We start from the raw sequence: 20,464 nt of genomic DNA, 5'->3' as shown, positions 1-20,464 counted from the left end.
AGAGCCCCCCGGCGCCCGGTTCAGAGGTCACGCCCCCTCGTATTTCTCCAGGAACTCCAACGCCGTCAGAGCCCGGAAATCCTCGAGCGCTGAGCGCAGGCGCGCATGTCCCCAATCCCACCAGGCCAGCGCGATCAGGCGCCGCGCGACATCGGCGGGCTGGCGCAGGCGCAGCACCTTCGCCGGGGTGCCGGCAACGATCGTGTAGGGCGCGACATCCCGGGTCACGATGGCACCGGCGGCCACCACGGCGCCATCTCCGACCGTGACCCCGGGCTTGATCATCGCGTTGTGTCCGATCCAGGTGTCATGCCCGATCCGCGCCCGTCGCGCGCGGCGCCTGGCGAAGAACGCCGCGTCGTCCTGCGCATCCTCCCAGTAATCGGAAGATCGATAAAGGAAATGGTGGCAGGCCGCCGTCTCCAGTGGATGATCCGTCGCCCCGATCCGCACGAAACTGGCGATATTGGCGAACTTGCCCACAGTGGCATTGGCGATATCGGCATAACGATCCGTGTAGGAGTAATCCCCCAGGGTGGAATAGGCGATGCGGCTGCCCTTGCCGATCTCCGTGTACCGGCCCAGCTCGACCTCGGTCAGGCTGACATCTTCCTGCAGGGTGGGTTCTTCGCTCAAGCGGGGCATGGGACCTCCATGGAAATGCGCCGAAGGCAAGGATGCCTCCGGCGCGCGGGATTTGAACAGGGGAAAGGGGGTAGGAGCGCGGCGATCAGTGACCGCCTGCATCCCCCTTGATCAGCTTGCGGCGCAACCAGCCGGACAGGCTGTCCATCACGAAGACCGTCAGGATGATCAGGATGATGTAATAGGTCACCTCTTCCCAGTCCTTCTGGGTGATCATCGCCTGGGTCAGCAGCAGGCCGATCCCGCCCCCCGTGATCGCCCCGATGACCGTGGCAGAGCGCGTGTTGCTTTCGAAGAAATACAGCACCTGGCTCAGGAAGACCGGCGTCACCTGCGGCAGCACGCCGAAGCGGTAGCGCTGCACCGGGTTGGCCCCGGTCGAGCGGATGCCCTCGATCTGCTTGTCATCCACGTTCTCCAGCGTTTCAGAGAACATCTTGCCGAAGCTCCCGGTATCCGTCAGCAGGATCGCCAGCGCCCCGGTCAGCGGGCCGGGCCCGAAGGCGCGCGACAGCACGATGGTCCAGATCAGCGCATCCACGCCGCGGCACAGGTCGAAGACGCGCCGACAGGCCTGGCGCACCACCAGCAGCGGGGTGAAGTTCCGCGCCGCCAGGAAGGCCAGCGGCAGCGCCACCAGGGCCGCGCCGAAAGTCCCTAGGAAAGCCATCAAGACCGTCTCGAACAGGGCCCAGGCCACGTCAGAGTGGCGCCACATCCTGTTCTGCCAGAAATCGCCCCAGATCTGGGGCATCTCACCGGCCCAGGCCAGGGTCACCACCTCGCCAAGGCCAAGGCCATGGTAGGGGCTGTCCAGGGTGAAGAAGAACAGCTCCCAACCGGTGGCATAGCGGAAGACCTCGGTCCGGTTGCGGGTGATCGTGACGCGGCCGGCCTCGTTGCTGGTGGACAGGCGGTTGGCAGAGGCATTGATCCAGTCCGGCACCGGGCCCGCCGGCAGAGTGGCATTGACGCCGCTGCGCCCCGGCGCGGCGCGGATGATGCCATAGCCCGGCACCTCGTATTCCACGTGATCTGGGTAATAGCGCACCTCCTGGCCATGGGTCAGGGCGATGGTGGTGACATCCCCCGTGGTGACCGCCCATTCGGGATGCTGGCCTTCGGGGTATTCGCCCTTGCGCTCACCCTCGATGGCATAGCTGACCGCGCCGGTGCGGTTGTCCCGCGTGACATGGGTCTTGTAGCTGTAGGTATCCTTGATCAGGTGCAGCCCGTTGTCCCAGCGGGCAGAGGCAAACAGCCCCGCCACGTCGAAGGCGACGAAGGCATAAAGCAGGTAGGCCAGCACCAGCCCCGGCATGGCAAAGGACCACACCCGCTTGCGCTTGAACAATGCACTGGCCTGCGCGTGCAGGTCCGGGGCGGCTTGGGCGTAGGTCATGCTCACAGGAAGACACCTTTCTTGCGGCCATGGGTCAGCAGGTTGCGGAAGTAGCTCGACAGCTGGTCCACCCCGACGATCGTCAGGAAGAGCAGCAGGAAGATCGCCGCCGCCTCGTCGAACTTGCCGATCCCCCAGGACATGGAGTTCTTCAGCTCGTAGCCGATCCCCCCTGCCCCGACGAAGCCCAGGATGGCAGAGGCGCGGATGTTGATCTCGAAGCGCAGCAGCGCGTAGCTCAGGTAATTGGGCGCGACCTGCGGCATGACGCCCAGCACCATGCGCTGCGTCCAGGTCGCCCCGACAGAGGCCAGCCCCTCCACCGGCTTGAGAGAGGCGTTCTCGTTCACCTCGGAGAAGAGCTTGCCAAGCGCGCCAGAGGTATGGAAGGCGATGGCGATCATCGCCGGCACCGGGCCCCCGCCCAGCACGAAGATCAGGATCAGCGCGATGACGATCTCCGGAACGGCGCGCATCACGTCCATGAGGCGGCGGAACAGCGGGATCGCCCGCGGCCAGCGCGCCAGGCCACGGGTCGACAGCATCGACAGCACCGTGCCCAGCATCGCCCCGATCAGCGTCGCCACGGCGGCGATGTTCAGCGTCTCGATCAGCGCGGGCAGGTAGCGGGCGATATTGGCCGGCAGGTTGGCGCGTTTCTCCCAGGCCTCGGCGATGACCAGTTTCGGGAAATCGAAGATCTGGTGCAGCCCGTCCCAGAAGCCGCCCGCATTGCGACTGTCCGCCAGCATGAAGCCAGAGATCATCAGGGCAGCGAAGATCGCCACAAGGATCGCGGAATAGACCCGCTTGCGGCGCGCGATTTCCAGGTAGTCGGCGCGGATCTGCGCCGATGAACGGGCCCCAGGGACAGAGGCGGTCAGGTCAGCCATGCGGGAAAGCCTTCGTAAAACAGGCGAAGGGCCCGCGCAGTGCGGGCCCTTCGGGGGGTAAGGTCGATCAGTTGCTCTTTGCCAGGCGGGCGGCAACGATGGACTTGTAGGTCTCATGGGTGACGGGGATGAAATCCTTCGCATCGCCCGAGGCCACGCCATAGGCGCAATCGGCATCTTCTTCCCAAAGGTTCGCCGTCAGCTCGATCACGGCATCCTTGACGTCCTGCGGCAGCGCCTTGCGCATCACGAAGGGGCCCTCGGGGATGACGTTGGACTGCCAGATCTGGGTCAGGTCGTTCATGTCCACCAGGCCCGCGTCAACGGCCTTGCGCAGCGCGCCGGAGTTGTAGCCGTCTTCCCAGTCGCCCTGGCCATCGGCCCAGGTCACGCCGGCATCCACGTCGCCGTTGTTGACCGCAACGATGGTCTGCTCGTGGCCGCCGGTAAAGACGACGTCCCCGAAGAAGCTGCCCGGGGTCATGTCGTAGCCCGCTTCCGCGATCTCCACGGAGGGGATCAGGTAGCCGGAGGTGGAGTTCGGATCACCGAAGCCGAACTTCTTGCCTTCCAGGCCGGCCAGGTCGGTCACGCCGCTGTCCTTGCGCGCGAAACCAATGGAGTAATAGCCGATGGAGCCGTCCAGGTTCTGCTTGACCAGCACCGGCTCGACCGCCTCGGGATCGGCGATATAGGTGCCGGCATAGCTGGAGGCGCCCATCCAGGCCGCGTCGATGGTGCCGCCCAGCAGGCCCTGCATGACGCCGTTGTAATCGGCCGGGGTGAAGACCTTCACCGGCACGCCGAGCGCTTCTGATATCTTGTCGGAATAGCACTGGTTGTTGGCCATCCGGTCCTGTGCGTTCTCGCCGCCCAGGATGCCAAGGCGGAATTCGGTGATCTCCTGTGCGGAGGCGGCACCGGTCAGGGCAGTGGTGGCCAGGACGGCCGCGATCAGTTTCTTCATCTTGAGTGCTCCTTGCGAAAAACCCCGCGCGACGGCACGGGGCGAGATGAATGTCAGGCTGTAGCGGGGGTCAGAGCGGCGCGGTCCAGGCTGCCGATCTCTGTCGAGGTCGCGGCTTCGGAAAAGCGCGCGTCGGCGCCGTAGATGTCGCGGGCGACGCCGGTTGTCAGTTGATCAGGGGTGCCGTCAAAGACGATCCGGCCATCGCGCATCCCGATGACCCGGTCGCAATAGCGCCGCGCCGTGTCCAGCGTGTGCAGGTTGGCGATGACCATGCGACCGTCTTCCTCGTGGATGCGGCGCAGCGCCTCCATCACCACCTGGGCGTTCATCGGGTCGAGGCTGGCAATGGGCTCATCCGCCAGGATGATCTTGGGGTCCTGCATCAGCGCCCGGGCAATCGCCACGCGCTGCTGCTGCCCGCCCGACAGGGCCTCGGCCCGTTTGGGGGCGTGCTCGGCAATCCCCAGGCGCTCCAGGATGTCGATGGCGCGGTGGATGTCCGCCTCCGGGTAGAGGTTGAACATCGTGGCAAGGGTCGAGCGGCGGTTCAGCGTGCCATGCAGCACGTTGCTGACCACGTCCATGCGCGGCACCAGGTTGAACTGCTGGAAGATCATCGCGCAATCCGCCTGCCAGGCGCGCTTGTCGCCCCCCGTCAGGCCGGAGACCTCGCGCCCCTCGAAACGGATCGACCCGGAAGAGCAATCCTCAAGCCGGTTGAGCATCCGCAGCAGGGTCGACTTCCCCGCGCCGGAACGCCCGATGACGCCGATCATCATGGAGCGGTCGACGGCCACGCTGGCCTGGTCCACCGCCGTGTTGCGGCCAAAAGTCTTGGTCAGCTTGTCAATCGTAAGCACGCAGATCCCCTTATTCCTCCCCGGCCTCCTAGGGCTGGTTCGAGACGGGAATGTATCGGTTCGTTGAAACATTTATGACGCGTGCCGGATCGGGCCCCTGCGCGCGTCCCCTGACCGGCCGCGCGGGTGCAGCTGTCCGGAAAGGGGTCATTTTTCAGGCCCCGGTACCCGGCCCATCGGCGTTCTGAGAGCGGGCAAACGGCGGGCAGGATATCGTTAAAATCCGCCTATTCCGCCGGGCGATCTTAACAGAGCCGAAAGACCTCTCTCTTACTTCTGAAGGACACAAGGGCTTCGGGGGTAGCCTTTCGCACGAAAGGCAGACCGCCAGCGCGCTGGCTCCCCGGGATCCCATGACAAGGAACGCGGTATGATCTATGCCTCTTCGGCGACACATGGCAGCGATGCGGGAATGACCGCGGCCCTGTGGCCGCAGGGTCAGGCCGCGGGCTTTGCCACGGCCGTGCAGCTCAACCCGGTGCCGGCCATGCTTGTCGGACAGGACGGGCGCATCCAGATGGCCAATACCGCGCTGGAAAAGATGTTCGGCCACGGCCCGGAAAGCCTGGCCGGGCAAAGCCTGCACAGGCTGCTGCCCGAAAGCGCCCGCAAGCGGCACGACCAGCTGATGCAGACCTACTGGACCAATGCCACCCAACGCGACATGGGCCGCGGACGGGAGCTTTTCGGCTGCCGCGCCGACGGCAAGCTGATCCCGGTAGAGATCGGGCTTGCCCCGGTCAACGTCGGCGATCGGGAGCTGATCTTCGTCACTGTCCTGGACATCACCGAACGCAAGGCCTCTGAACACCGGCTGCTGGCCGCTCTGGACGCCTCGGCCTCCGCCATGGTGCTGCTTACCCGCGCCGGAGAGATCGAGCTTCTCAATCGCGCGGCCTGCCGCATCCTCGGGGCGGACCCGCGCCAGCTGATCGGCACCACGCTGGACAGCCATGTCTCTCCGGATGCCTGGACCGGCTTTGACGACCTGCGCGAAATCTACTTCGATCAGCCCGTGCCCAAGCCGATCACCGGCGGCCACGTGATCCGGCTCCGCCAGCCCTCCGGCCAGGAAACCCCGGTGCAGATCTCTCTCTCGCCGACCGGGGATGATGACCGCGCCCATGTGATGGCCACCCTGGTCGACATGTCCAAGAGCTTCGCCCATGAGGCAGAGCTGAAGGCGCGCAATGACCGCCTGGCCGCGCTCAGCGATGAGCTGACGCAATTCGCCTATTCCGCCAGCCATGACCTGCGCGCGCCGCTCGCCACGATCTCCGGCCTGCTTGAGCTCTGCCTTGAGGATTTCGACGACGGTGAATTCGAAGAATGCCGCGCCAATATCGAAGAGGCGCTCCAGACCAGCCAGCGCAACATCCGCAAGGTGGAAACCGTCCTGACCCTGGCCCGTATGGGGGCAGAGGGCACCACGCCCGAGGTCGTGGACCTGACCCAGGCGATCACCACCTGCTGGGACGGGCTGCGCATCCCCCGCCCGGCCTTCACGCTGGAAATCGACGGCCCGGCGCAGGTGCTGACAGAACGCGTCACGCTGATGACCGCCGTGGAACATCTGCTGACCAATGCCTGCCAGTTCCAGGACCCGGCCAAACCGGATCATTGGGTCGCGGTACGCATCCGGACCCATTCGGACCCCTGCAGCATCGCCGTCTCCGACAACGGCGCCGGCATACCGGAGTCAGAGATCCCCCGCATCTTCGACATCTTCCGCCGCTCCTCCGCCAGCGCAGGCGACGGGCTGGGGCTGGCCCTGGTGCAAAAGCACGTCCGCCGCCTGGGCGGCTCCGTTGCCGTCACAAGTTGCGAGGAAGGCACCACCTTCATCCTGACCTTCCCCGGAATGGAGCGCCGGGCATGATTCCCACCTATATCGTCGATGACGTCCATTCGGACCGCTACATCGCCCGGCGGCGGCTGCAGAAATCCGGCGCCTTCGCCCCGCTGACAGAGGCCACCGACGGTATGGATTTCCTGGCCCGTTTCTTCGATCCGGAAGCCCCCCGCGACGCCGATCAGCCGGCGCTGATCCTGATGGACATCAACATGCCCCAGCTGGACGGTTTCGAGACGCTCGAAGCGCTCAAGGCCCGGCTGGCAGAGGGGGACGCATCGGGCGGACAGCCCCCCGTGGTTGCCATGTTCTCTTCTTCGGACAATGAACGCGACATCCGCCGCTCGGCGGAAACCGGCGTGGTAGAGCATTACTTCACCAAGCCGATCGATGACGAGGCGATTGCCATCATCCTGGAGACCTTCCGCAGCCGCGGCCTGCCCCTCTGACCGCCCCGGCCCGCGCGCCCCCCAGCGCCCGCCGTCACCCCGGACCCGGACAGCATCATCCCCGCAATCGCTTTCGAGCGTCCCCCAAAGATCCAAGACTGGAGTGCCCACCGGCAAAGGAGCCACGGCAGGCACGACCCCGACCAATGACAGCAAAGGAAGAAGTCCCTTCCGCCCAGGGACGAAGGGGGCCTTTCAGGGATCCGTTGCGGGCAGCTGACACCCAGCGCCCGCAGATCCGGCTTAATGCGTGCGGAAGATGAAATTCGTGGTCGGGCTGCGGAAGATCTCTTCCCAGTCGGTATCCCCGTCCTCGGGTAGCATCCCGTAGCCCTGCAGCACCTCGCGCACCCGGCTTTCTTCGCCGCCACGCATGACGCCCAGCTCTTCGCGCAGGATGCCCCGCATGGCGGTGACGATCTCGTCGCGCTGGGTCTCAAGCGCGTCGTGCAGCTGTTTCTGGTGGATCTGCGCCCCCAGGTCCAGCGCCCGCAGGATCAGCTGGCGCAGGGCCTGCGGCGTCAGGTCGGCCTGGGCCTTGTAGTCGATGCAGCCGCCCCGCATGGCCTCGACCGCCACATCGTGACGCGCCTCCCCGCTGATCATGACCACGGGGGCCTGTTCATTGCGGGCGCTCTCCTGCATCAGCCTGCGTGCTTCCAGGCCATCCCCATCGGGCAGCAGGTAATCGATGAAGACCAGCTGGTAGGTATTGCGTGCCAGCATCTCCTGGAAAGAGGCCATGTCAGGGGCGATGCTGACGCGCACGGGCAGGTCCGTCCGCTGGCACTCGCGCTGGATGAACATGGCATCGAAACGACTGTCATCCAGCACCAGGACGTCGATCACCTCTGCCTCCGGTTCGGGGGGCAGCGCATCGGCCTGCATCGCCGCCATCATGGGCATGACGGACCTGGCAGTGTTATCGCCTTGGATATCCATTTCGTTCCTCCTGTGATAGGACGCCTACCCGAAGGATCCTCACCCAGCGCACTTGCCGAAAAGTTAAGGATTGCCTGCCAACTATTTCGCATTTTCCGCGATTTTTCCCCAGTTCGCGGCACGTTGCCTGGCCGGCGGTGCTTCCCTTCAGGGATTGTTAGCGGATCGGCTCCCATCCTGCGCGCATGAAAGATCCCCGCAATATCCCCGGCGCGTCGCGCGATGCCGTCACCGACCCGCCCGGCCCTGAAACCTCCGGGAAAACCGCCTCTGACGAAGTGGAGGATCTGATCTACGTCATCACCCATGACCTGCGTGGCACCTTCCGTGCGATCCAGATCATCCCCGATTTCCTGGCAGAGGATCTCTCTCCCCTGCCCGAAGGCAAGCAGGAGCTGCTAGAGAGCCACGTCGCGATGCTCAAGACCATGGCCCAGCGCTGTGACCGGATGCTGGTGGACCTGCGCGATTACTCCCGCGTGGGGCGCTGTGCCGATCCCCCGGGCGATCATGCCATCGCCCCCCTGCTGCAAGAGACCACCCAGCGCCATCCCCTTCCCCCCGGGTTCCGGCTGACCCTGACCGGTGCGGGGATCCTGACGGGGCCGCGCAACGAATTGAGCCAGCTCTTCGCCGTGCTGCTGTCCAACGCGGTGAAACACCATGACCGCGACAGCGGGCTGATAGAGGTCAGCGTCACCTCCCAGGGGCCACTGCGCCGGATCTCCATCCGGGACGACGGACCGGGCATTCGCCCCGACCTGCGGGAAAAGGCCTTTGGCATCCTCTCCACGCTCAAGAGCCGCGACACCTGCGAAGGCTCCGGCATGGGCCTGCCCATCGCGCGCAAGATCGTCACCCGGCTGGGCGGCACGATCGACATTGCCGATAGTCAGGGCGCAAGGGGAACAGAGATCACCTTCACCCTTCCCGGTCACGCCCGCCAATAGCCCCTCCTCGCCCTCTCCCCCCAGCGCTTGGCCTGTCCAGTCACCTCTCGGCCACGCCTCCCCTCAACCCGTCCCGGCACAGCCCCTGCCCCTTGGCCTCTCCGACCACCCGGCCTATAAGCGCTCCAGTCAATTCGGAGACCCCAATGCGCAGCGCCGAGATCACCCGGACCACCGCGGAAACCAAAATCTCCGTGACCATCGACCTCGATGGCACCGGGAGCTACGACAACGACACCGGCGTGGGGTTCTTCGACCACATGCTTGACCAGCTTTCGCGCCATTCGCTGATCGACATGACGGTGCGCTGCCAGGGCGACACCCATATCGACGATCACCACTCGGTAGAGGATGTTGGCATCGCGCTGGGCCAGGCCCTGACCCAGGCGCTGGGCGACAAGCGCGGCATCCGGCGCTACGGCGATTGCCACCTGGCCATGGATGACAGCCTGGTGCGCGCCGCGCTGGACCTTTCCGCCCGCCCCTTCCTGATCTGGAACGTCGACTTCCCCACCCAGAAGATCGGCACCTTCGACACGGAGCTCGTGCGCGAGTTCTTCCAGGCGCTCTCCACCCACGGCGGGATCACCCTGCACGTGGACAAGCTGCACGGGTTCAACTCCCACCACATCGCCGAAGCCGCCTTCAAGGCCGTGGCCCGTGCCCTGCGCGTCGCCGTGGAGCCCGATCCACGCAAGGCGGATGCCATCCCCTCGACCAAGGGCACGCTCTGAATGCTGACCGTCCTGATTGATTACGAAAGCGGGAACCTGCATTCCGCCGAAAAGGCCTTTCAACGCATGGCGGCAGAGGTCGGCGGCGGAGAGGTCCTGGTCTCTGCACGCCCCGAAGACGTGGCCCGGGCCGATCGCATCGTACTGCCGGGCGACGGGGCCTTCCCGGCCTGCTGCAACGCCCTGGCGGGCGCCGGCGCCGGCTCCGTTCTGGAAGCGCTGCGCGAAGCGGTAGAGGTGCGCGGGCGCCCCTTCCTCGGCATCTGCGTGGGCATGCAGCTGATGGCCCGCACGGGCCAGGAATATGAAACCACCGAAGGGCTGGGCTGGATCGACGGCGACGTGACCCGCATCACGCCGGAAGATCCCGCGCTAAAGGTGCCGCACATGGGCTGGAACGACCTGGTGGTGGAACGCCCCCACCCGGTGCTGGAGGGGATCGAAACCGGGCAGCACGCCTATTTCGTCCATTCCTACCACATGAAGGTCGCCACCCCCGACCAGCGCCTGGCCTATGCCGAATACGGCGAACCCGTCACCGCCATCGTCGGGCGCGACACCATGATCGGCACCCAGTTCCACCCCGAAAAGAGCCAGGCCACCGGCCTGCGCCTGATCGCGAACTTCCTGACCTGGGCTCCCTGAACCGATCCCCGAACCCGGGCACCGGAGCCTGCGACATCGGCCCGGCAGCCCTGCTCCGCCCCGGCATCACAACTGTCCCGCAGATAGGTTTTCATTGACCCGCCGGTAAGAAAGCAGGTCAATGCCCCTGCCCGGACATCGCCGGGTGGAACCAGGGACCCATTCGCATGAAAACACCGGCACTCTCGAAAACACCGGCACTCTCGCTCCTTCTGGGCCTCGCCTTCCTCAGCGGCCTCTCCCCCGCGCAGGCCCAGGACGACCCCCTCAAGAGCTACCTGGAGACCATCCGAGCCGCCAATGACCTGCCCGCGCTCGCCGCCGCCGTGGTCCTGAACGGCAAGGTCGTCGCGGCGGCCGCCACCGGCACCCGTGTCGCGGGCCAGGATATCCCGGTGCAGCTCACCGACCGCTTCCACATCGGCTCCGATACCAAGGCCATGACAGCGACCCTGGCGGGCATGCTGGTGGACGAAGGCCAGCTCAGCTGGTCCTCCACCGTCGGAGAGGTCCTTTCCGACGCCGTCCCCGACATGTCCCCCGAACTGGCCGCCGTCACCCTGGAACAGCTCCTGTCCCATTCCAGCGGCATCCCCTCCGATACCGACGACCTTGTCGATCTCTACTTCAGCGACGCCACCTTCGATTACAACATCACCGACCAGCGCCGCCGCGTGCTGGAGGCCTGGAAGCAGAACGTGCCCGTCCTCCCCGAAGGCTCGCCCTTCCAGTATTCCAACTTGGGCTACCTCATCGCCGGCATGATGATCGAAACCGCCGCCGAAACCCCCTGGGAGGTGCTGATACATGAGCGCCTCTTCACCCCCCTCGGTCTGGAAAGCGCGGGCCTCGGCCCCCAGACCACCCTCGGGGTGATGGATGCCCCGGCCAGCCACCGCCTCCAGGAAGACGGCACGCTGCTGCCCATGCTCTGGGGGCCGGCCTCGGATGTTCCCCCGGTGATCGGGCCGGCGGGCAATGCGCATATGTCGATCACCGATTTCGCGATCTGGGCGGGCTGGAACGCGGGCGAAGGCACGCGCGGCCCGGACCTGGTGACGCCGGCGACGCTGGAGTACATCCACGCGGCCCATGTGCAGACCCCGCACCGTGAAAACCCGCCCCCCGGCACGCCCGGCGATGGCGGCTACGGCCTGGGCTGGGGCCTGGTGCAATTCGACTGGGCGGACAGGGAGCTGCTGACCCACAATGGCTCCAACTCCATGAACCTCGCCAAGATCCTGGTGGACCCACAGGCGGACCTCGGCGTGGTGGTCACCACCAACATGCCCGGCCGCACCGCCGATGCCGCCGCCGGTCAGGTCATGGCCGAGCTTTACCAGCAATACCTGCCTGCCGAGTGATCCCCCGGCCGCGCAGGCCAGCGACGGACCCACCATTCCATGAAAAAACCTCCGGGCGCTCCCACCGCCCGGAGGTTTCCAATTTCGTATGCCCCTTACTTCACCCGGCTCCAGGCCTGGCTCTTGCAGAAGGGCCCGACACAGCCAGAGACCTTCAGCCGCGCCCCTTCCAGCATCATCTTCGATCGATAGACCTTCCCGGTCGAGGGCTGCCAGATATTGCCATCGCCATAGGCGCCGCCCCCCTTCGGCACCATGTCCCAGACAATGGCCTTGCCCTTGTTCTCGCTGTCATATTCGCCAGAGGCATCGAAGGTCCGGCTGATCACCCCGCAGATCTTCTGCCCGCAGGGCCCCATCCTGACATGGGCATAGGCCCCATCATCCACCTCGGTCTGCCAGATCCCCTCCACCGGGTCCGCCAGCGCGCCCCCGGCCAGCAGCGCGATCCCCGCCGCCGTGACGGCTTTCGCAATGATCCCTTTCGCAATGAAACCCATGTCGCTCCTCCTTCATGGTGCCGGCGCCCTGCCTCCTCCGGCTACCGCGCGCCGCCGCCCCTTCTTCTTGCCGGAAAACTCCCGCCGGAGGCGACGACCCCGGTCACGGGCGCCCTGCCCGCAATGCTGGGCCAGCCCCGCGCCACCTGGCAAGCAGCACGCTGCGTCACCGCTCCATTGCATTCCGCGCCGCCCCCGTGCAAAAGCCTACCGACCAGACGAAAGGGCCCGCAGATGATCCTCTATCCCGCCATCGACCTGAAGGACGGACAGGCCGTGCGCCTGTTCAAGGGAGACATGGACAAGGCCACCATCTTCAATGACGACCCGGCCGCCCAGGCGATGGAGTTCGTGGAGGCAGGCTGCGAATGGCTGCACCTAGTGGATCTCAACGGCGCCTTCGCCGGTGAACCGGTCAACGCCGCCCCGGTCGAAGCGATCCTGGAACGCTGCAAGGTGCCCGCCCAGCTTGGCGGCGGCATCCGCGACATGGCCACCATCGAACGCTGGCTCGAAAAGGGCCTGGCCCGCGTGATCCTCGGCACCGTCGCGGTGGAAAACCCCGCCCTTGTGAAAGAGGCCGCCCGCGCTTTCCCCGGCCAGGTCGCCGTGGGCATCGACGCGCGCAACGGCTTTGTCGCCACCAAGGGCTGGGCGGAAGAGACCGAAGTCCGCGTGATCGACCTGGCCCGGTCGTTCGAGGACGCCGGCGTGGCCGCCATCATCTACACCGACATCAACCGCGACGGCGCCATGCAGGGGCCCAACGTCACCGCCACGGCAGAACTGGGCAACGCGGTCTCGATCCCGGTGATCGCCTCGGGCGGGGTCTCCTCGCTTGCGGACCTGCGCGCGCTCAAGGACTGCGGCGCACCGCTGAACGGCGCGATCTCGGGCCGTGCGCTCTATGACGGGGCGATCGACCTTGCAGACGCCCTCGCGATCCTGAAAGGCTGAGGGCCGGAAACAGGGAGGCACACCCATGGCCACTGCGGCACGCGCCCGATTCTGGCGCATCCTTGACAGGACCCTCCTCGTGCTGGCCCTCGCGCCGGTGCTGATCTGGATCCTGTCGATCATCATCACGATGGGCCTGTCCTACGCCGGATGCCAGATCGACGAAGGCTCTGCCCATTCCTGCGTCATCGCCGGACAGGAACTGGCGGAATTTGCCTATACCAGCGGGGTCTTCGCGGCCTGGGGCGGGCTTTTGATGCTGCCGACCTCGTTCAGTATCCTCATGCTCTGGGGCGTGCTGCGCCTCATCAGGCTGCTCTTTCGGGCGCGCCGCTCCGGTTCACAAACGAAAGGCTGACTGATGTCCCAGGCCCTCACCTCCTCCCTGATGATCCTCGTGCCCCTGGCCGCCTGGCTGCTGGCCGGGCGCTGCCACAACCGCGCGGCCTTCTGGATCCTGCGCGTGGGCGGGCTCTTCTTCGCGCTTGCCGTGGCGTTCTCGGTCATCGCCGCCAGCCTCTGCGCGGGGGACCTCATGACGGGCTTTGCCGCCTGCATGGGCCCGGGCTTCGTGGTCAAGATCTTCAACACCCTGGCGCCCGCCATCCTCTTCTCGGTGGTGGCCTATCTCTCGATCGGGCCGGTCCTGCTGATCCTCGCCATCGTGCTCGAGGCCTTTACCCGCTACCGCGAGGGCGCGCGATGAGCGCCATCGACCGCGCCGCGCTCTGGGGCACCCTCGCGCCGCTGCTGCTCTGTGCCGGGCTGGCCCTTGCCGCCCGTCTCCTGCCGCAGGGGCCGGAGCCCTCCCTGGCCCAGCTGCTGGCAGCCTGGAGCCCGCTGGTCCTGCTGCCCCTTGCCAGCGGCGTGGCGCTTCTCTGGGTGGTGACCCGGGCGCTCACCGTCCTGGCCTTGCCGAAGGCCCCGCGCTGACCGGCCCCAGTTGATTGCATCCTGCCCCTGCGCTGCGTAAGAAAACCGGGGGGCGCGCAGCAAGACCCCGGACAGAGAGATCGCCATGCTCAAGACCCGCATCATCCCCTGCCTGGACGTGGCCGACGGCCGCGTGGTCAAGGGCGTCAACTTCGTCGACCTGCGCGATGCCGGCGACCCGGTGGATGCCGCCCGCGCCTATGACGCCGCCGGCGCGGATGAGCTCTGCTTCCTCGACATCCACGCCACCCATGAAAACCGCGGCACCATGTTCGACGTGGTCACCCGCACGGCAGAGCAATGCTACATCCCCCTGACCGTGGGCGGTGGCGTACGCACCGTGGCCGATGTGCGCGCCCTGCTGCTGGCAGGCGCGGACAAGGTCTCCTTCAACTCCGCCGCCGTGGCCGACCCGGACGTGATCGCGCGCGCCGCCGACCACTTCGGATCGCAATGCATCGTCTGCGCCATCGACGCCAAGACCGTCGCCCCCGGCAAGTGGGAGATCTTCACCCATGGCGGGCGCAAGCCCACCGGCATCGACGCGGTGGAATTCGCCCGCCTGGTCGCCGCCAAGGGCGCGGGGGAGATCCTGCTGACCTCCATGGACCGCGACGGCACGCGCTCGGGCTTCAACCTGCCGCTCACCCGCGCGATCTCGGATGCGGTCAACGTGCCGGTCATCGCCTCCGGCGGCGTCGGCACGCTGGATCACCTGGTCGAAGGCGTGACCGAAGGCGGCGCCTCTGCGGTGCTGGCCGCCTCCATCTTCCACTTCGGTGAATACACGATCCGCCAGGCCAAGGATCACATGGCCGCCGCCGGCATCCCCGTGAGGTTCGCATGACCGATATCCTGACCCAGCTCAGCGCTACGATCGACTCCCGCAAGGGCGCGGATCCAGAAACCTCCTGGACCGCCAAGCTGCTCTCCAAGGGCCCTGAGAAATGCGCCGAGAAATTCGGTGAAGAGGCCGTGGAAGCCATCATCGAGGCGGTGAAGGGCGACCGGGACAAGCTTGCCTCCGAATGCGCCGATGTGCTGTATCACATGCTGGTCATGCTGGCCGCGCGCGACGTGGCCTTCGCGGATGTGCTGAAGGTGCTGGAAGCGCGCGAAGGCACCTCGGGCATCACCGAAAAGGCCGCCCGCCCGAAATCCTGACCGCATTATCCCGACAGACGGCCCAAGACGGGCACCCTGAGGCCCAGTCAGCCAGCCGTCAGAGGGCCAGCCGCTCGATCTCGATCTTGGGGCAGCGGTCCATCACCACGTCCACGCCTGCGGCCCGCGCCATCATCGCGGCCTCGTCGCTGATCACCCCAAGCTGCATCCAGACCGTCTCCAGCCCCGGAAAGAGGCCAAGGGCATTTTCAACCAGGGCGGGTACGGCCTCGGACTTGCGGAAGATGTCCAGCATCTGGACCTCTGCCCCGCATTCCGCCGCCACGGCCTCAAGCGATTCCAGGACCGGCTGGCCCAGGATCTCCTTGCCTGCCTGGCCCGGATTGACCGGGATCACCCGGTAGCCACGGGACAAGAGGAACTCCATGACGCGGTAACTGGGCCGCTCGGGATTGGCAGAGGCCCCGACCAGGACAATGACCTTGGTCCGGTCCAGAACTGTCCGCATGAATGAGTCGCTGATATCTTCGATATGTTCCATGAGGGGAATCATGTGCCATTAACAGGCGCAGGCAATCCCAAATCCCTGCAAAGGCGCCCCCGCCCCGATGCAGACCCGCAATCAAAACCTGCTCAAAACAGGCCGCGGACTTAAATCACCGGAATTGAAACCACCCCATCGCGGATAAAAAAAGGCGCCCAAGCTGTCTTGGGCGCCAGTGCGGAACGAGGGACAGTGAAAGGAAACACCGGCGTTCCGTGCCGGCGCTTCTAAACGATAGGTAGTCTAGGCCCATCGGATGTGAATAGGCTGTAATAAGATTGTGAACGAGTTCTTAAAAGAAATGTACGTTCAGGAAGAGCTCTCGCCGAGCTCAACGCACGGTTGCATAAAGCGCAATCGCTGAGGCATTCGAAACGTTCAGCGATCCGAAGGCCCCGGCGAATTCGATCCGCACCAGCGCATCGCAGGATTCGCGCGTCTTCTGACGCAGGCCCGGCCCTTCCGCGCCCAGCACCAGGGCAATCGGGCGATCCCGGATCGGGGCCACGACCTCTTCGATGGTCTGCTCGGCCTCTCCGGCCAGGCCCAGCACCATGTAGCCCATCTTCTGCAGCTCGGCGATGGCATCGGCCAGGTTGCGCACCCGCAGGTAAGGCTGGCGTTCCAGCGCCCCGCTGGCGGTCTTGGCCAGCGCGCCGGTTTCGGGCGCCGAATGGTGACGCGGCGCGATGACCGCAGAGGCGCCGAAGACCTCGGCAGAGCGCAGGATCGCGCCGACGTTATGGGGATCTGTCACCCGGTCCAGCAGCAGCGCGCGCGGCGGGCGTGTGCCATCGCCCAGGCAGCGCTCTGCCAGGCTGCCCCAGTCCAGCGGCTTGACCTCAAGCGCGGCACCCTGGTGCACCGATTGCGGATCCAGCGGCGCGGCGAACTTGCGCGGGTCGCTCATCTCGGGCTCGATGCCGGCGGCGGCGATCGACTCGGCCAGCTTGTCATGGGCGTTGCGCGTCACGATCAGGCGCAGTTTTTCCCGCGCCGGATTCTCCAGCGCATCGCGCACCGCGTGAAGGCCGAAAAGCCAGACGGTCTCCGCCGCGCTGGCGCGTTTGGCCTGCTCTTTCTCGATCACCCACTTCGGCTTCTTCATGAACACTCCGTTAAGCACCTGCGCGCTGCGCACCGACGTAATACCGACGTGATACCGACGCATTACAGACGCGGCACCGACGTGAATTATACCCGATTTCGGGACATCCCGCCTCCTACGCGCTACGTCATGGTCTCGCAAGCTCAGGAAGTGCGAATTTCCTGTTGACGCCCCCCCGGCACCCCGGTAATCACCCCCCCACGGTCGACGGGAGCAACGCTCCGGACGATCAGGGCGACGAGCTGCAAGGTGCGGCAGCGGACTGTAACTCCGCCGGGGAGACCCATGCCTGGTTCGATTCCAGGGTCGCCCACCATCCCCCCTTTTCATTTAGGTTTCAACGGGTTGGTGGTTTGCGCCGCCGGTGGCGCGCTGCGTTGTCTCCGCTTGCACGCCCGCCGAACGTCCTGCCTTTGCAGGGCCGTGATTGGCTCCAAAGCCACACCCCGCTAGGGCGCAGACACCCGTCCAGGCAATCCCCCCTCCACGCCGATCCTTTGACCGAGAATTCGCGGGCCGCGCGTCATGAACGGGCCGGTCACGATTGCGCAACAGCCCTCGTGGTAAAAGACTCTCACGGCCAGGCACCCACCGCCCCAGCGCAGCCCCCAGCGCATGGGTTCGCAGGCAGGATTCGGTCTCTGCGCGCCAAAATGACATTAAGTCATTGAATTAATTATAATTTCTTTGATTCGCGCGAGAAACGGAACCCGTTACCGAGAAACCGACACGATCTCCCCGGCCTCCACCTCCTGCCAGTCAGAGGTTTCCCCGTCCGGCCAGATCACCCGCAGCTCGGCCCGCGCTGCATCGCCCAACCCGAAGTGCTGCAAACCGGCATGCCCGCTGGCATGGCCACCGCCGATCATGATCTCCCGGGTCTGCACGCCGCTCTCTGTGCGCAGCTCGACAAAGCTTCCCACCGCGCCGGAATTCGGTGCATTCCCAATGACTTCGACCAGAACCGACTGCCCCTCACCCCCGGTGTTCTCATAGACTTCCAGCGCCGCACGCCGGTTCACCACCGCCAGGTCAAGCCAGCCATCGTTGTCCAGATCCACCAGCGCCGCCCCCCGCGCCCGCGCCATGGAGGCCACCCCGGCTTCTGCCGCCTGCTCTGTGAATTGCCCCTCGCTGTCCTGCATGAGCAGCGAATTGGGATCCTCCATCGCCGCATCCGGCATCTGTTCGACATTGCCCTTGGCCACGAAGATATCGTCCAGCCCGTCGTTGTTCACATCGCCAAAAGCCGCGTGCCACCCGGTCGAAGGGCGCCCGTCACTGCCAAGGTGCGGGCGGTGCGCCGTGGTGCCCCGCGCATAGGTCGCATCGCGCCAGGTGGGGCCGCCGGCCTCTGCGTCGAATTCCTGGAATTTCTGATCGCCCATGGAGGTCAGGTAGACATCCGGCAGGCCATCCCCCGTCACATCGCGCGACGCAATGCCCATCCCCCAGATCGAATAGGGCTGCCAGCCTTCGTCCTGCCCGTAGAGGCGCGGCATCTCTTCCATAGCCCACATCTGCTCCTGGCCGCCCCGGACATAGTAATGCCGGTCATTGGACACCCGCAGATCCGCCCGGCCAGAGCGGTTCCAGTCCGAAAACAGCATCGACAGGGCGCAGAACCCCGGCGTCAGCCGGATCGCCGGCCCATAGGAAGTGCCCGTGGGGCGGTAAAGCAAGGTATCGTCGCAGGCCTCGAACGGCCCCTCCGGATCGGAGCGGTCGACATAGGTCCCGAAGGCCAGGGTCGGCAGGCTTTGCCCCGCCTCCCAGGTCGCTGAAAAGGCGGTGGTCCAGTGATCGCCGGAGGCAAAGCCGAGCGCCGGGTCGAACGCCTCGAAGGCGCAGTTCCCCAGCCCGCGCAATAGCCGGTCCTGCCCCACGCGCAACACCGCAAGGTCAAGGATTCCGTCCCCGTCGATGTCCAGCGGATAGGCCCCTGTCACGCCCTTTATCATAAGGATTTCAGGTGTTTGCGCCTCAAACGCGACACCCTCTTCAGAGCGGTTGCGGAACAGCGTGGCCGGGTTGCTGCCCCCGGCGGCGTAAAGCTCCGGCAGCCTGTCCCCATCGCAATCAAAGGCCGCGACGCCACCGCCCACGAAGTGCTCCCAGCCCCCGTCATAGACATGCGGCGCGATCTGGACGGGGGCGAAACGCGGCGCCATGGGCTCTGCCACGGCAAGGCCCGGAAGCGCGATCAATACCATGAGCTTACGCAGCATCCTGATCCCCTCTTGCCCGAATCTTGAGGATCGAGACCCGCTCGATCCCATGGGCCGCCGCCCCACGCGCCCACATGGTTTCATCCAGGTGGCGCACCGTGATCCCCGGTAGCGGCGCATCCACCTGCACCGTGTTGCGCTGCAGTGCATCCATCATCGCCTGCGAATGAACCTCGTCAAAGCGGGGCCGCAACCGCGCGATGACGATGTGCTGCGGGTCGAACAGGTTCACCAGGCTGGCCAGGGCCACGCCCAGTATCCTGGAGGCACGCTCCAGCACCTCATGGGACAGCCGGTCCCCCGCCCGCGCAGCCTCCATGATGTCGGTCAGGCTCTTGTAGGCCTCCCCCTGCCGCCCGACAGAGGCATCGCGGATCAGCGCGTAATCCCCCACGTAGGCCTCAAGGCAACCACGCTGCCCACACTGGCAGACGGCCCCTTCGAACTGCACCTTCATGTGCCCGAACTCCGCCCCGCACCCGCGCTCTCCGCGGTAGAGCTGGCCGTTCTGCACAATGCCCATGCCGACGCCATGTTCAATGGTCACCACCAGGAAATTTCGCAGCCCCCGCCCTGCCCCGAAGAACTGCTCTGCCTTGGCGACAAGGTTGGCGTCATTCTCAAGAAAAGCTGGGCATGGCAGGTACTTGGCGAACAGGGGCATGAAATCGACATTGCGTTCCCGCACGGAGGACGACCAATGCATGAAGCCGATTTCTCCGTTGATGAACCCCGGCAGGCCAAGCGCCACGCCCGCCACTGCATCCACCGAAAGATCGAGCGCGGCGCAGGCATCATCCAGCGCCCGGCGCACCGCCAGCACCAGCGCCTCGGCCGGCATGCAGGAGGCGGCAAGCGGCGCCAGATGAGAGCCAAGCTCCACCCCCTTGAAATCCACCACCGTGACATGGATCGCATGGCGCGCGACCTTGATCCCGGCCACGGCAAGCGCCTCTCCGTTCACCTCCAGCATCACGCGCGGGCGGCCCCGCTGCGTGGCATCGGGGCGCTCGGCCTCCACGTCGCGGATCAACCCCGCCTCCAGCAGCGCACCACAGGCCGAGGTCACCGTCGCCGGACTGCTATTTAGCGCTTTGGCAATATCGGTGCGTGAAATCTGACCCGCCTCCCGAATGCATTGGAAGGCCCGCAAACGGGTCAATTCACGGGCATCAAGGTCGTAGGTCTGGGGGCGTTCCGTCATCATGGGGGCAACCTTCGATTATACGCCCCGCCGTTTCCAGTGTTATTTTGGCGGATAAAATAAATTAAATTTTTTCGCTGAAAAAAATGTGCAAGATAGCGATGCCAGGGAGATTCGCGGAGGTTCGAATCATGCTTGGGCAACGAGCTTGCCGATCGA

General features: G+C 65.6%; 23 protein-coding genes and 1 tRNA gene. 13 read left to right on the top strand and 11 right to left on the bottom strand.

The annotated features are described in order from the left end of the window. Positions 1-27: 27 nt before the first annotated feature. The 5 genes from HCZ97_RS17465 to phnC all read right to left on the bottom strand — a co-directional run bounded on the left by HCZ97_RS17465 (position 28) and on the right by phnC (position 4,770). Positions 28-645 (bottom strand): DapH/DapD/GlmU-related protein, encoded by a 618-nt coding sequence (locus HCZ97_RS17465; RefSeq protein ID WP_167690397.1) that lies wholly within the window; start codon positions 643-645, stop codon positions 28-30. Positions 646-730: 85 nt separating this feature from the next. Then, on the bottom strand, positions 731-2,047 hold the full coding sequence (gene phnE, locus HCZ97_RS17460; RefSeq protein WP_167690396.1) for a phosphonate ABC transporter, permease protein PhnE: 1,317 nt from the start codon (positions 2,045-2,047) through the stop codon (positions 731-733). A 2-nt stretch (positions 2,048-2,049) separates the two neighbouring features. Beyond that, complete coding sequence (phnE, locus tag HCZ97_RS17455) at positions 2,050-2,940, bottom strand: phosphonate ABC transporter, permease protein PhnE (RefSeq protein WP_167690395.1); 891 nt, start codon at positions 2,938-2,940, stop codon at positions 2,050-2,052. Between the two features lie 67 nt (positions 2,941-3,007). Then, positions 3,008-3,907: a phosphonate ABC transporter substrate-binding protein gene (phnD, locus tag HCZ97_RS17450; protein ID WP_167690394.1), complete on the bottom strand. Its 900-nt coding sequence runs from the start codon at positions 3,905-3,907 to the stop codon at positions 3,008-3,010. Between the two features lie 53 nt (positions 3,908-3,960). Next, positions 3,961-4,770 carry a phosphonate ABC transporter ATP-binding protein gene (gene phnC / locus HCZ97_RS17445; RefSeq protein ID WP_167690393.1) on the bottom strand — a complete coding sequence of 270 codons (810 nt, stop codon included), beginning with the start codon at positions 4,768-4,770 and terminating at the stop codon, positions 3,961-3,963. Between the two features lie 370 nt (positions 4,771-5,140). Here phnC and HCZ97_RS17440 point away from each other — a divergent pair, with 370 nt between their 5' ends. Next, positions 5,141-6,649: a PAS domain S-box protein gene (locus HCZ97_RS17440; RefSeq protein WP_167690392.1), complete on the top strand. Its 1,509-nt coding sequence runs from the start codon at positions 5,141-5,143 to the stop codon at positions 6,647-6,649. Then, complete coding sequence (locus HCZ97_RS17435; protein WP_167690391.1) at positions 6,646-7,071, top strand: response regulator; 426 nt, start codon at positions 6,646-6,648, stop codon at positions 7,069-7,071. Before HCZ97_RS17440 ends, HCZ97_RS17435 begins: the two co-directional genes overlap by 4 nt. Before the next feature lie 243 nt (positions 7,072-7,314). Here the strand turns inward: HCZ97_RS17435 and HCZ97_RS17430 are convergent, their stop codons facing one another. Continuing rightward, complete coding sequence (locus tag HCZ97_RS17430) at positions 7,315-8,013, bottom strand: response regulator (RefSeq protein ID WP_167690390.1); 699 nt, start codon at positions 8,011-8,013, stop codon at positions 7,315-7,317. A 185-nt stretch (positions 8,014-8,198) separates the two neighbouring features. Between HCZ97_RS17430 and HCZ97_RS17425 the strand changes: the two genes are divergently transcribed. The 4 genes from HCZ97_RS17425 (at position 8,199) to HCZ97_RS17410 (ending at position 11,706) form a co-directional block, all read left to right on the top strand. Then, on the top strand, positions 8,199-8,963 hold the full coding sequence (locus HCZ97_RS17425) for an ATP-binding protein (RefSeq protein WP_167690389.1): 765 nt from the start codon (positions 8,199-8,201) through the stop codon (positions 8,961-8,963). Positions 8,964-9,109: 146 nt separating this feature from the next. Then, complete coding sequence (hisB, locus tag HCZ97_RS17420; RefSeq protein WP_167690388.1) at positions 9,110-9,697, top strand: imidazoleglycerol-phosphate dehydratase HisB; 588 nt, start codon at positions 9,110-9,112, stop codon at positions 9,695-9,697. Beyond that, positions 9,698-10,342, top strand: coding sequence for an imidazole glycerol phosphate synthase subunit HisH (gene hisH, locus HCZ97_RS17415; RefSeq protein ID WP_167690387.1), 645 nt, complete (start codon positions 9,698-9,700; stop codon positions 10,340-10,342). A 167-nt stretch (positions 10,343-10,509) separates the two neighbouring features. Beyond that, positions 10,510-11,706 (top strand): serine hydrolase, encoded by a 1,197-nt coding sequence (locus tag HCZ97_RS17410; RefSeq protein WP_167690386.1) that lies wholly within the window; start codon positions 10,510-10,512, stop codon positions 11,704-11,706. A 95-nt stretch (positions 11,707-11,801) separates the two neighbouring features. Here the strand turns inward: HCZ97_RS17410 and HCZ97_RS17405 are convergent, their stop codons facing one another. Further along, entirely contained in the window at positions 11,802-12,206 is a 405-nt protein-coding gene (locus HCZ97_RS17405; protein ID WP_167690385.1) for a DUF2147 domain-containing protein, read from the bottom strand. Positions 12,207-12,440: 234 nt separating this feature from the next. On the opposite strand from HCZ97_RS17405, the gene hisA reads away from it, so the two are divergent. From hisA to HCZ97_RS17375, 6 genes are all read left to right on the top strand, one after another. Then, positions 12,441-13,163: a 1-(5-phosphoribosyl)-5-[(5-phosphoribosylamino)methylideneamino]imidazole-4-carboxamide isomerase gene (hisA, locus tag HCZ97_RS17400; protein WP_167690384.1), complete on the top strand. Its 723-nt coding sequence runs from the start codon at positions 12,441-12,443 to the stop codon at positions 13,161-13,163. A 25-nt stretch (positions 13,164-13,188) separates the two neighbouring features. Continuing rightward, on the top strand, positions 13,189-13,521 hold the full coding sequence (locus HCZ97_RS17395; protein ID WP_167690382.1) for a hypothetical protein: 333 nt from the start codon (positions 13,189-13,191) through the stop codon (positions 13,519-13,521). Positions 13,522-13,524: 3 nt separating this feature from the next. Continuing rightward, positions 13,525-13,869, top strand: coding sequence for a hypothetical protein (locus HCZ97_RS17390; protein ID WP_167690380.1), 345 nt, complete (start codon positions 13,525-13,527; stop codon positions 13,867-13,869). After that, positions 13,866-14,096: a hypothetical protein gene (locus HCZ97_RS17385; protein WP_167690379.1), complete on the top strand. Its 231-nt coding sequence runs from the start codon at positions 13,866-13,868 to the stop codon at positions 14,094-14,096. Before HCZ97_RS17390 ends, HCZ97_RS17385 begins: the two co-directional genes overlap by 4 nt. Before the next feature lie 85 nt (positions 14,097-14,181). Continuing rightward, positions 14,182-14,943, top strand: a complete 762-nt coding sequence (gene hisF / locus HCZ97_RS17380) for an imidazole glycerol phosphate synthase subunit HisF (RefSeq protein WP_167690377.1) — start codon at positions 14,182-14,184, stop codon at positions 14,941-14,943. Continuing rightward, positions 14,940-15,260 (top strand): phosphoribosyl-ATP diphosphatase, encoded by a 321-nt coding sequence (locus HCZ97_RS17375; protein ID WP_167690375.1) that lies wholly within the window; start codon positions 14,940-14,942, stop codon positions 15,258-15,260. Before hisF ends, HCZ97_RS17375 begins: the two co-directional genes overlap by 4 nt. A gap of 58 nt (positions 15,261-15,318) precedes the next feature. Here HCZ97_RS17375 and HCZ97_RS17370 read toward each other — a convergent pair whose 3' ends face one another. Next, complete coding sequence (locus tag HCZ97_RS17370; protein WP_175581765.1) at positions 15,319-15,762, bottom strand: CoA-binding protein; 444 nt, start codon at positions 15,760-15,762, stop codon at positions 15,319-15,321. A gap of 334 nt (positions 15,763-16,096) precedes the next feature. After that, positions 16,097-16,873, bottom strand: a complete 777-nt coding sequence (gene rlmB / locus HCZ97_RS17365; RefSeq protein ID WP_167690374.1) for a 23S rRNA (guanosine(2251)-2'-O)-methyltransferase RlmB — start codon at positions 16,871-16,873, stop codon at positions 16,097-16,099. Positions 16,874-17,105: 232 nt separating this feature from the next. Here rlmB and HCZ97_RS17360 point away from each other — a divergent pair. Continuing rightward, positions 17,106-17,189 (top strand) — tRNA-Tyr (locus HCZ97_RS17360). Between the two features lie 397 nt (positions 17,190-17,586). Here HCZ97_RS17360 and HCZ97_RS17355 read toward each other — a convergent pair. Together HCZ97_RS17355 and HCZ97_RS17350 are read right to left on the bottom strand one after the other, a co-directional pair. After that, the gene (locus tag HCZ97_RS17355) at positions 17,587-19,101 is read right to left on the bottom strand and encodes a CRTAC1 family protein (RefSeq protein ID WP_167690372.1); all 1,515 of its coding nucleotides are present in this window, start codon (positions 19,099-19,101) and stop codon (positions 17,587-17,589) included. Further along, entirely contained in the window at positions 19,091-20,308 is a 1,218-nt protein-coding gene (locus HCZ97_RS17350; protein WP_167690370.1) for an ROK family transcriptional regulator, read from the bottom strand. The genes HCZ97_RS17355 and HCZ97_RS17350 overlap by 11 nt, the downstream gene beginning before the upstream one ends. Positions 20,309-20,464 lie beyond the last annotated feature (156 nt).

It is taken from the genome of Pseudooceanicola sp. HF7 (genome assembly GCF_011806405.1).
Lineage (GTDB): Bacteria > Pseudomonadota > Alphaproteobacteria > Rhodobacterales > Rhodobacteraceae > Pseudooceanicola.
The sequence above is the reverse complement of the archived record's forward strand: the minus strand, read 5'-3'. Positions and strand labels throughout refer to the sequence as shown.

Bases quoted from the DNA above. Each gene is read 5' to 3' on its own strand.
- HCZ97_RS17465 (WP_167690397.1), bottom strand. From the start codon at position 645: ATGCCCCGCTTGAGCGAAGAACCCACCCTGCAGGAAGATGTCAGCCTG.
- phnE (WP_167690396.1), bottom strand. From the start codon at position 2,047: ATGACCTACGCCCAAGCCGCCCCGGACCTGCACGCGCAGGCCAGTGCA.
- phnE (WP_167690395.1), bottom strand. From the start codon at position 2,940: ATGGCTGACCTGACCGCCTCTGTCCCTGGGGCCCGTTCATCGGCGCAG.
- phnD (WP_167690394.1), bottom strand. From the start codon at position 3,907: ATGAAGAAACTGATCGCGGCCGTCCTGGCCACCACTGCCCTGACCGGT.
- HCZ97_RS17440 (WP_167690392.1), top strand. From the start codon at position 5,141: ATGATCTATGCCTCTTCGGCGACACATGGCAGCGATGCGGGAATGACC.
- HCZ97_RS17435 (WP_167690391.1), top strand. From the start codon at position 6,646: ATGATTCCCACCTATATCGTCGATGACGTCCATTCGGACCGCTACATC.
- HCZ97_RS17430 (WP_167690390.1), bottom strand. From the start codon at position 8,013: ATGGATATCCAAGGCGATAACACTGCCAGGTCCGTCATGCCCATGATG.
- HCZ97_RS17425 (WP_167690389.1), top strand. From the start codon at position 8,199: ATGAAAGATCCCCGCAATATCCCCGGCGCGTCGCGCGATGCCGTCACC.
- hisB (WP_167690388.1), top strand. From the start codon at position 9,110: ATGCGCAGCGCCGAGATCACCCGGACCACCGCGGAAACCAAAATCTCC.
- hisH (WP_167690387.1), top strand. From the start codon at position 9,698: ATGCTGACCGTCCTGATTGATTACGAAAGCGGGAACCTGCATTCCGCC.
- HCZ97_RS17410 (WP_167690386.1), top strand. From the start codon at position 10,510: ATGAAAACACCGGCACTCTCGAAAACACCGGCACTCTCGCTCCTTCTG.
- HCZ97_RS17405 (WP_167690385.1), bottom strand. From the start codon at position 12,206: ATGGGTTTCATTGCGAAAGGGATCATTGCGAAAGCCGTCACGGCGGCG.
- hisA (WP_167690384.1), top strand. From the start codon at position 12,441: ATGATCCTCTATCCCGCCATCGACCTGAAGGACGGACAGGCCGTGCGC.
- HCZ97_RS17395 (WP_167690382.1), top strand. From the start codon at position 13,189: ATGGCCACTGCGGCACGCGCCCGATTCTGGCGCATCCTTGACAGGACC.
- HCZ97_RS17390 (WP_167690380.1), top strand. From the start codon at position 13,525: ATGTCCCAGGCCCTCACCTCCTCCCTGATGATCCTCGTGCCCCTGGCC.
- HCZ97_RS17385 (WP_167690379.1), top strand. From the start codon at position 13,866: ATGAGCGCCATCGACCGCGCCGCGCTCTGGGGCACCCTCGCGCCGCTG.
- hisF (WP_167690377.1), top strand. From the start codon at position 14,182: ATGCTCAAGACCCGCATCATCCCCTGCCTGGACGTGGCCGACGGCCGC.
- HCZ97_RS17375 (WP_167690375.1), top strand. From the start codon at position 14,940: ATGACCGATATCCTGACCCAGCTCAGCGCTACGATCGACTCCCGCAAG.
- HCZ97_RS17370 (WP_175581765.1), bottom strand. From the start codon at position 15,762: ATGGAACATATCGAAGATATCAGCGACTCATTCATGCGGACAGTTCTG.
- rlmB (WP_167690374.1), bottom strand. From the start codon at position 16,873: ATGAAGAAGCCGAAGTGGGTGATCGAGAAAGAGCAGGCCAAACGCGCC.
- HCZ97_RS17355 (WP_167690372.1), bottom strand. From the start codon at position 19,101: ATGCTGCGTAAGCTCATGGTATTGATCGCGCTTCCGGGCCTTGCCGTG.
- HCZ97_RS17350 (WP_167690370.1), bottom strand. From the start codon at position 20,308: ATGATGACGGAACGCCCCCAGACCTACGACCTTGATGCCCGTGAATTG.